The following is an 8,699-nucleotide window of genomic DNA, read 5'->3' on the forward strand; positions in this document are numbered from 1 at the left end:
TAATTTTTAGAACCTTTTGAATTATAGCTTGCAATTCAAATTTATTTTTGCACTGCTCAATCGATTACTTGATAATAAGACACCGAGAGATTAGAAGTAGCTGATAACTTGTGAACCTTTACCAACTCAGGACTTTTCCTTAGAGATAATTGGCCTTTAATTGTTCGACAAGATTAAAGTATTTTTCATACATACCATCGCCTGTCTCCTGAGCTTGAATCATAGAAAAATCTTGTACTAGTTTAATTTTCGCCGTTTCAGATAGATACGTTTCTGCCATTGGATAAAGAATATTATTTTCTTTGTCAATATGCGCATACATAAGGGTTGTATAGCCAGAAGCATTCGCTGCAAACTCATTAAGTGCTTCTTTATCTCCATATTTAAACTTTTCAAAGGCCTCCCGCATTCCACCGATGTATCTTCGTCCATTGTCATGTTCATAGAGCATTACGCCAACAGGTCCGCCCTCTTTTGGAATACCCACAGATTCCATAGCTTCGAACAGAATTTTTTCTTCCTTACCGTGATGACAGCGATCAACAAATACTTTCATAACCTCAAGTAAGGTTTCTAGATCATTGATGCTTATATCTTTTCCTTCAGTAATTCGCTGACTAATCGTATCAAGAATCTGCAAAACCTTGATGACGGCTTCATGTTCAATTTTTAGTTCTTTAGTTGGCTGCATTTTTTCCACTCCTTTATAGTGTAACCCTTGTTTACCATACGAGGGACGTTTGAAAATCTTTCCTTTGGATGACTTAATTTTATATAACTCGGCACAATTGATCTGTGATTCAAATCAAATTATTTTATGATTTTAATCACCGCTTATTTTATTGCTAAATTTTATCCTAAAAATGTGAGCAGCAAGCGAGAGAAACACACTCACAAATTCATTGCTTGTTATACGCATGAGCTTAAGAATTCAAACCCATGAATTACGAAATAAAAATGCTTGAAGATCATAAAACTTTTTAATACACAAATCGGAATATTCGTTTATAGAGATCTTTCCAAAACCGTCAAATGCCATTGTGGTTTGTTATGCCTAGAGGTATAATCAAAGCAATAAAACTAGTTTGAATTGTTGGAACACTTAGTCTATTACAGAGAAGCCCTTTAAACTTGGGCTTTCATGCAATCTTTTTCTTGTATTTAACGAGAAATTAATAGTTGTTAAATACAAAGCACAGTTCTTATCATAACTTTTATTTATGAAAAGGAAGTGGTTAAATATAAAAGAGAAGCATAGTCATTGGCGTTACCCCTGTGAATTTTAATAGTATGCCTGAATCATCAATTGGTAAGTATACCCTTGCCGCAAACCGTCTTATGTCCCAGGCCAAGAAAAGTGAAATAGCTCACGTCCCTTATAAAAACAACCATTCAAGTGTCCTTGAAAGATGCTCGTACGCTGCAACCGAATTACTTTAGGAAACATGAATTCTACAGTAAGTTTTACCCTTAGCTATGACAAAAATAAAGATTCTAAAACATAAATTTGATCCGCGAAGCGCTTTTTCAGATGCTTCGCAGATCAAATGAGGAGAGATGAGCATGAGCATGGCCACACGTCAAGTGTATTGGAACATTGAAGGAGAGCACTGGCTCTATTTGTTCTTCATCATTGCACTTATTATCTTCGCCTACGGAGTCTACAAACGAGTAACACTTTGGAAATTAGGTCAACCTGAGAATCGCTGGAAATATCTATGGCAAGGCCTAAAAGATATTATTGTCTATGGTTTCGGGCATAAGCGAATCCTAAAAGATTCTTATCCAGGAATTATGCACGTTTGTATTTTTTGGGGATTTGTATTCTTAGCCTTTGCAACAGCAACGATCACTTTGCAAGCTGATTTTGGCTTACAAATATTCCACGGATGGCTTTATCTGTTTATAAAGCTGACAGCGAATCTCTTTGGAATAGCTGCGATCCTCGGTATCGTAATAGCAGCATATCGCCGCTATATACAAAGACCTGATCGCCTAGATAATAAAACGGATGACGCAATCACACTAGCCTTAATATTTATAATACTACTTACAGGCTTCCTAATTGAAGGAGCTCGTATTGCGGCAACACCTGATCCATGGGCGGGATGGGGATTTATTGGACAATGGATATCAATTCCCCTCAAAGCATCCCTTAATCAAGCACAGTTACTTTCATTGCATAAATTTTTATGGTGGTTCCATCTACTTTTAGCAATGACGTTCATCGCTTACTTCCCTTATTCGAAGCTGTTCCATGTGCTATTGGGTCCATTAAATATAGTTTTCCGTAACAGAGGACCCATCGGAATCCCTGAGCCTATAGATTTTGAAGATGAAAGTCTTGAAACCTTTGGGAAAAGTCAACTACGCGAGTTTTCTTGGAAAACTTTATTTAATACGGATGCTTGCTTGCGTTGTGGACGTTGCCAGGATAACTGTCCAGCTTATTTAAGTGGAAAACACTTAAATCCCAAAAAGATCATTCAGGATATGCGGTTTTTTATGGAAGAAGTAGGTACAGCTGTTAAGGCCGCACAAAAAGACGCTTTAACCAATCAAACAGCGGAAGCCGAAACCGCTGCAACCGAAGAGAACGTCGAACTGCCGGTACGTTCTCTCATAGGTGAAGTTATTCCAGAAGAAGACTTATGGTCCTGTACTACGTGCCGTTCTTGTGAACAGCAATGCCCCGTGTTCGTAGAACATGTTGATAAAACCATTGATATGAGACGACATCTAGTCTTAATGGAAACCCGGTTCCCTGCCGAGGCTCAGCTAGCCTTCAGGAATATGGAGAATAACGGGAATCCCTGGGGCATCGGTTGGAGCACACGGGTCGACTATTTAAAAGGCTTAGGAGTAAAAACCTTCGCAGAAGATCCTACAGCTGAATATTTATATTGGCCTGGCTGTTCAGGTGCCTTTGATGCACGTAACCAGAAAGTCTCCGCTGCCTTAGTCAAACTGTTACAAGCGGCTGGTGTTCATTTTGCAATCTTAGGCAACGAAGAAAAATGCTGTGGTGACTCTGCCCGTAAATTAGGAAATGAATACTTGTTTTATACATTAGCCTCAGAAAACATCGAAGTCATGAAGGGATATGGGGTTAAGAAAATTATCACTCAATGTCCTCACTGCTTCAACATTCTTAAAAATGAGTATCCCCAATTAGACGGGAATTTCGAGGTTGTGCACCATTCAACCTTCTTGCTTGAGCTCGTAAAATCCGGAAAACTTAAGCTAAACAATATTTCCGGAAAATCAATTACCTATCACGATTCCTGTTATTTAGGCCGTTATAATCAGATATATGATCAACCCCGTGAATTGCTCAAAATTGTTGGCCTTAAAATAAAGGAAATGGCTCATACCGGTGAAAAGAGCTTCTGTTGTGGTGCTGGCGGCGGTCGAATGTGGCTAGAAGAACATGAAGGCAGCCGTATTAATGTTATGCGCACAGACGAAGCAATTGCCGCTAAGACAGATTATGTAGGTACCGCATGTCCTTTCTGCTTAACCATGATCGTCGACGGGATAGCGTCTCGTGAAGTAGGAGAAGCCTTAAAAGCTCTCGATATTTCCGAAATTTTAGAAACTTGCATATAATTGAAAACGACAACCCAACAAAAAAGGACCGAAATTTAATTTCAGTCCTTTTTCTTCAATTGATGGGTTTTTTATTTTTAATTATTATTGCCCCAATGCTGCCTTCATTAAATTCATTTCCAACTTTTAATTGTGGTATTTGAAAACTCTAATACGACACCATCCGGAAACATCTCATAGAATTATATCCACCCTCATCGACAAAAGATGATTAGGGTGGATTACTGTTTTTGAAATATATCACCCACCTAAAGGCACAAATTCCCAGCATTTAAATTTTTGCATAGGAAATTCTAAAATTATTGAAGTATTAGCTTAGAAAAAGAACGGCGTTTTCTTTAAGAAAGAGGTTAATGATATGCGAAAAATTGATAACTCTATGATAGCTGGATTATTGGGTGGATTAATCGGTGTCATATGTATGGACATTTCGAATTTCATATTATGGCGTAATAAGACAACAGAGGGTCTTTACGGTCATCTTGCAGGATCAATGATTATGAAACCATCCAAACTCAATAAGACGAGTAATTTCCTACTTGGGCAGGTATTTCACATGACAGTTGGATCATGTTTAGGGGTTGGTATGTCTCAAATATTGAAGCAATTTGGTAAAGATAATTACATAATCAAAGGTGGCTTTTTTTCAGTAGTTGTATGGGGTTTTCTTTATAATTTCGGACAAAAAATGAATTTCTTTCGAATGAATCCTCGCCTAACGAAAAGTGGTTATGCATCAATTTGGCACCATCTCATTTATGGACTTGCGACCTCAAAGGCTATAGTTACTCTAACAGCACCAAATGTTTTTCCTAAAAAAGAATCTATTAATACTCAAGATAAAAACGCATTTCAAAATAGATTTCCAAATGAGCATGCGAGTTTGACCCACTATCAACCCTCACCGGTAAAATGATGAATTTAGAATTACATTTCAGAGGGGTTGCTGCACCTCAGCACCTCATTTCCTTTTCAAATTAAAAAAGGCTTATACGTACCTTCTACGAAGTCAGAATTAACGATTACGATTCTATGATCTCTTACTGAACTACTGGTGAACCTATATACTCCTTAATAAATGTAATCTGATTATCAGTAAGCGATTTAAATTCATCACCACCATCAGAAACAAATATAACAGTTCCTAAAATCCATCCAGCATAATCATGAAAGAAATTTTTTTCTAGGCCTTTCATCTTCCCATCTTCGTTATATATGCAAAATAAACCTTTAGACATCGGATAAATCTCCATATTCCCTCCGATGATCTCCTGAATCTCCTCAAGCGTACCCTCGATCTCTTCTAACAATAAAGGCGAATTGTTCGATTTTCTGACTAAAATTCTCATTCCAATTACCCCCAAAATTTTTGTTATGGCTCTACCCCACCAAAGCTCAAAATAAGTACCTTCTCCAAAGTTATCCTACAAATATTTTTTAAACTTATTTTTCCATCTTAGGTTTAATCTTCCACCTAGCCAATAAATGTATTTCTTTTTTTTATATTCTCCTATTTCATGAGGAGGATTTGTTCATTTCGTTATTTGTACCCCTGTAGTATCGGCGTCCTATTAGAGTCAAATTGACACTCCCACGGCTGAAGCCGGTGGGATTCTTGGGGGATTAAACCAAAATCTATTTCTAGTATCGGAGTATGACCCCAAGTTCAGGGCTATGCCATTAGCCCGTCCTAGAGCAGTACACAATGGTACTCTAGGCTGATAGCCTGTTACCAGCTACCACAGTTGCAGAGATTATATTAATCGCCCCAACTCGATCTCGATGAGCCTTAAATCCACATTCACATTGATACTTTCTGTCTTTAGCATGGTTACGTTTACCACAAGACGGGCATGTTTGGCTAGTGTATTTAGGATTCACGTATTCAACTCGAATACCTTCCAGAAAGGCCTTGTACTCGATAAACGATGCTAGGCGATAGAAGCTCCAAGTATGTAGATTCTTCTCGTTTTTACGGCTTGTTCTTGCCGTCTGGCGTACACCAGAAAGTTTTTCTAATCGAATGACTTCCACATTGTTTTCTTTCGCGAAATTCACGATCTGTCGGCTCACTTTATGGTCAGTATCGTTCATCCAACGTTGTTCTTTATCATGGCGTTTTCGTATAGCTTTGAGTTTCTTCAGTTTGCCGAGTTTTCTACGAACTGACCGATGTTTACGCTTGATGAACTTATTTTGTCTGCCATTACCGAAGAATTTGGTTTTACCAGATTCAGTTGTAGTCACAGCAGGAACTTTAAGCCCTAAATCAACACCCATAACCTTATCGGCTATATTGAGTTGTTGAGTAGCTTCGACAGCGATTTGAGCCATATAGTTACCTGACTTTTGCGTTATTCTAAGGCTGCCCAATTTACCGATCAGCCGTTCTTGCTGATAATTCGTCAGGATAGCTTTAATCTCAAGACGCTGTGATTTGCCGTCAATAATTACAGGAAACGAGAGTATATTGCCTTTAACCGCATAGTTTTGATTGTTCCAGATAGCTACCGCTTTTTTGAGTATAGGGACTTTAATTTCTTTCTGTTCTTCAGGTTTTAGTTTGGCGTTTGCTTTAACCGTTTTTTTGTACGTCGTGAAAACACTCTTGGCCTCTCGAATGGCTTGATTTTTAACGGCACTGGGTAGGATCGCCACTACGTCTTTACTTGAATAGTTGAGATGCGCGTCTGCTGAAACGAAGTCTGAAACAACCTGATTGACCAAGCGTATGTACTCTTTAGTAGTTTCACTAAGTAACTGACGTTGTTCACTTGTCAGCTGCAGCTTGATTTTTAGGGTGATTTGCAAATGCTCAACCCCTTGTTTTTTGTTCAGCAATGTATCGCTGAATCGTTTCACTAGATACATTGCCAGCCGTAGAGCAAAAGAAAGAACGAGTCCACAGACTAGGCAAGTGCTGCAGGTGTTGGAATTCCTGCCGTAGTTTTCTTGATGTCACTCCTTTCACTTTTGCCATAATGTCTGATGGACTAATAGAAGGTAGAGCGTTCACGAAAAAATGAACATGGTCTGGCATTATTTCTAATGCCACAATCATTAAAGAATGTTCATCANGAAATGAACATGATCTGGCATTATTTCTAATGCCACTATCATTAAAGAATGTTCATCACATAGTTCTTGCAGAATCTCCCTAAACCTTCTATCTACGTCATTTACTAATATCTTGCGTCTGTAGCGTGGGCAAAAAACAAAATGATAGTTAATTAAAGAAACAGTGGTGGTTGTTCGTCGATATTCTTGTCCCATATCATTATTGTATCCGTTGTTCAATGATACTACAACGGATTTATTTAGAAACGAAACGGGAGCCGCCTTCATCCCACGATTGAAACCGTGGGCTTTTGGCTACGTTTCTGTAAAACACTCCTTTAATAATACTTCTTGCCTACAATCAGACCCTTTGTGACGCATCCCTCCGGCGACACTCCGCCCCCCACACGAGTCCCATTCCTTCCATCTTCCCGTACCACTAGGTCAGGACATCCATCAAGCCTCATTAGATTTAAAACTATTCTTGACAAGAAAACTTGGCGTGATATACTAAATATACCAAGTATACTTGTCAATTAATAGAAAGGTGGAATTTGAATGAATAGAGATGAAATTTTAGAGAGGAGCAAAAAAGAAAATTTATTAAATGATGAACGTGAGCGATATATTCAAAAATCAGCAAATCAAAATTCCTATTTTTCAGTAATAATTGTATTTGCGATTTTATCAATAATTCTTTTTATACAAAAACTTCTAATAGGTAAGGCTTTTGCAGATTACAGAGTGTTTTCGTTAGCTCTCTTACTTGCAATGATTGGGCAAAGTGGGACAGCTTTTTATTATAACCGTGATAAGAAAGTATATTTAGTGTGTACAGTTTTAGGAACTATTGGAGCGATTACTGGTTTAGCATCAATCATTGGAACTGGTATGGGGTGGTTATAATTGGCAGGATTTAAAAAAGAGCGGATGGAAGAACTTGTATTGCATAATAAGTTAAAGGAAGTCAGAACAGAAGAAAAATTATCTCAATCCCAATTAGCTGAAATAGTTGGTGTATCAAGAAATACAATTAGTTCTATTGAGACAGGACAATTCAATCCCACTGCAAAATTAGCACTTATTTTGTGCATTGCATTAGATAAAAAATTTGAGGAATTATTCTATTTTGAATGACCTTGTCCAGCTAAAAATGTTGTTAAAGCATAGGTTTTTCGTTGTAAAAGTCATTGCAAAAATGTCTGTATTGTTTTTCCTGACGATGACCTACTTTCCCAGGGGCCTGCGCCCCAAGTATCCTTGGCCCTGGAACGAAAGGCGGATGAGCCTTTCGCCACGCTGCGTCCCCATACGCATTCTCCTGCAGCGTGACGAAAACCGGACGAGGTTTTCGCCACATTGCGTCCAGTGACTCCTTCTCCTGCAGTGTGGGACCCAATATATCTTTCATTTCTTTCATGATACACAAACAGACTGCCATTATGGCAGTCTGTTGCTTGTTCACCTGGCAATGACCTACTTTCCCAGGGGCCTGCGCCCCAAGTATTATTGGCCCTGGAGGTCTTAACTTCCGTGTTCGTGTATACGAAAAGCGGACGAGCTTTTCGCCACGCTGCGTCCCGATACGCATTCTCCTGCAGCGTGGATCGAACGGGTGGAGCCCCGGTAGCTATCTTTCATTTCTTTCATAAAACACAGATAGACTGCCAATATGGCAGTCTATCGCTTGTTACCTGGCGATGACCTACTTTCCCAGGGGCCTGCGCCCCAAGTATTATTGGCCCTGGAGGTCTTAACTTCCGTGTTCGGTATGGTTACGGGTGGAACCCCTCCGGCATGATCACCAGATCTTTGAGATTCAGTTGTCCTTTTCGAACTCTGTTCTCTCAAAACTACATAGAGTCTTTTTCTAGCTTCGTCTTCTCAGAAACATTTGAGCCACTTGCCCTTTGCTAACGTATTATATCGTATTAGGTCAAGCCCTCGACCGATTAGTACCGGTCAGCTCCACACCTCACGGTGCTTCCACATCCGGCCTATCAACCTGATCTTCCTTCAGGGGTCTTACCGAG

The 8,699-nt window shown here is 39.1% G+C and carries 8 protein-coding genes, 2 rRNA genes and 1 pseudogene; 4 read left to right on the forward strand and 7 right to left on the reverse strand.

What is annotated here, in order from left to right; genetic code table 11:
* Positions 1-139 precede the first annotated feature (139 nt).
* A complete protein-coding gene (locus tag B5771_RS23645; protein WP_088189703.1) occupies positions 140-691 on the reverse strand; it encodes a hemerythrin domain-containing protein in 552 nt (183 codons plus the stop codon).
* Positions 692-1,569: 878 nt separating this feature from the next.
* On the opposite strand from B5771_RS23645, the gene B5771_RS23650 reads away from it, so the two are divergent.
* Together B5771_RS23650 and B5771_RS23655 are read left to right on the forward strand one after the other, a co-directional pair.
* The gene (locus tag B5771_RS23650) at positions 1,570-3,609 is read left to right on the forward strand and encodes a heterodisulfide reductase-related iron-sulfur binding cluster (RefSeq protein ID WP_088189742.1); all 2,040 of its coding nucleotides are present in this window, start codon (positions 1,570-1,572) and stop codon (positions 3,607-3,609) included.
* A 358-nt stretch (positions 3,610-3,967) separates the two neighbouring features.
* Positions 3,968-4,525 carry a hypothetical protein gene (locus B5771_RS23655; protein ID WP_242966953.1) on the forward strand — a complete coding sequence of 186 codons (558 nt, stop codon included), beginning with the start codon at positions 3,968-3,970 and terminating at the stop codon, positions 4,523-4,525.
* A gap of 124 nt (positions 4,526-4,649) precedes the next feature.
* On the opposite strand, the gene B5771_RS23660 is transcribed toward B5771_RS23655, so the two are convergent.
* From B5771_RS23660 to tnpA, 3 genes and pseudogenes are all read right to left on the reverse strand, one after another.
* Positions 4,650-4,958: a DUF3846 domain-containing protein gene (locus tag B5771_RS23660; protein WP_088189704.1), complete on the reverse strand. Its 309-nt coding sequence runs from the start codon at positions 4,956-4,958 to the stop codon at positions 4,650-4,652.
* Between the two features lie 364 nt (positions 4,959-5,322).
* Positions 5,323-6,420, reverse strand: coding sequence for an RNA-guided endonuclease TnpB family protein (locus tag B5771_RS23665; RefSeq protein WP_088189705.1), 1,098 nt, complete (start codon positions 6,418-6,420; stop codon positions 5,323-5,325).
* 4 nt (positions 6,421-6,424) lie between these two features.
* Positions 6,425-6,882 (reverse strand): annotated as a pseudogene (tnpA, locus tag B5771_RS23670) (IS200/IS605 family transposase).
* A 342-nt stretch (positions 6,883-7,224) separates the two neighbouring features.
* Here tnpA and B5771_RS23675 point away from each other — a divergent pair.
* Positions 7,225-7,572, forward strand: coding sequence for a DUF6442 family protein (locus B5771_RS23675; RefSeq protein WP_088189706.1), 348 nt, complete (start codon positions 7,225-7,227; stop codon positions 7,570-7,572).
* Between the two features lie 24 nt (positions 7,573-7,596).
* Entirely contained in the window at positions 7,597-7,803 is a 207-nt protein-coding gene (locus B5771_RS23680; RefSeq protein ID WP_088189744.1) for a helix-turn-helix transcriptional regulator, read from the forward strand.
* A gap of 50 nt (positions 7,804-7,853) precedes the next feature.
* On the opposite strand, the gene B5771_RS23685 is transcribed toward B5771_RS23680, so the two are convergent.
* From B5771_RS23685 to B5771_RS23695, 3 genes are all read right to left on the reverse strand, one after another.
* Entirely contained in the window at positions 7,854-8,138 is a 285-nt protein-coding gene (locus tag B5771_RS23685; protein ID WP_172408355.1) for a hypothetical protein, read from the reverse strand.
* Between the two features lie 220 nt (positions 8,139-8,358).
* Positions 8,359-8,475: ribosomal RNA gene (rrf, locus tag B5771_RS23690) — 5S ribosomal RNA — on the reverse strand.
* A gap of 123 nt (positions 8,476-8,598) precedes the next feature.
* A 23S ribosomal RNA gene (locus B5771_RS23695) occupies positions 8,599-8,699 on the reverse strand; the annotation flags it as partial.

Origin of the sequence: Desulfosporosinus sp. FKA, assembly GCF_002196785.1 — a bacterium.
In the GTDB taxonomy this organism is placed as follows: Bacteria; Bacillota; Desulfitobacteriia; order Desulfitobacteriales; family Desulfitobacteriaceae; genus Desulfosporosinus; species Desulfosporosinus acididurans.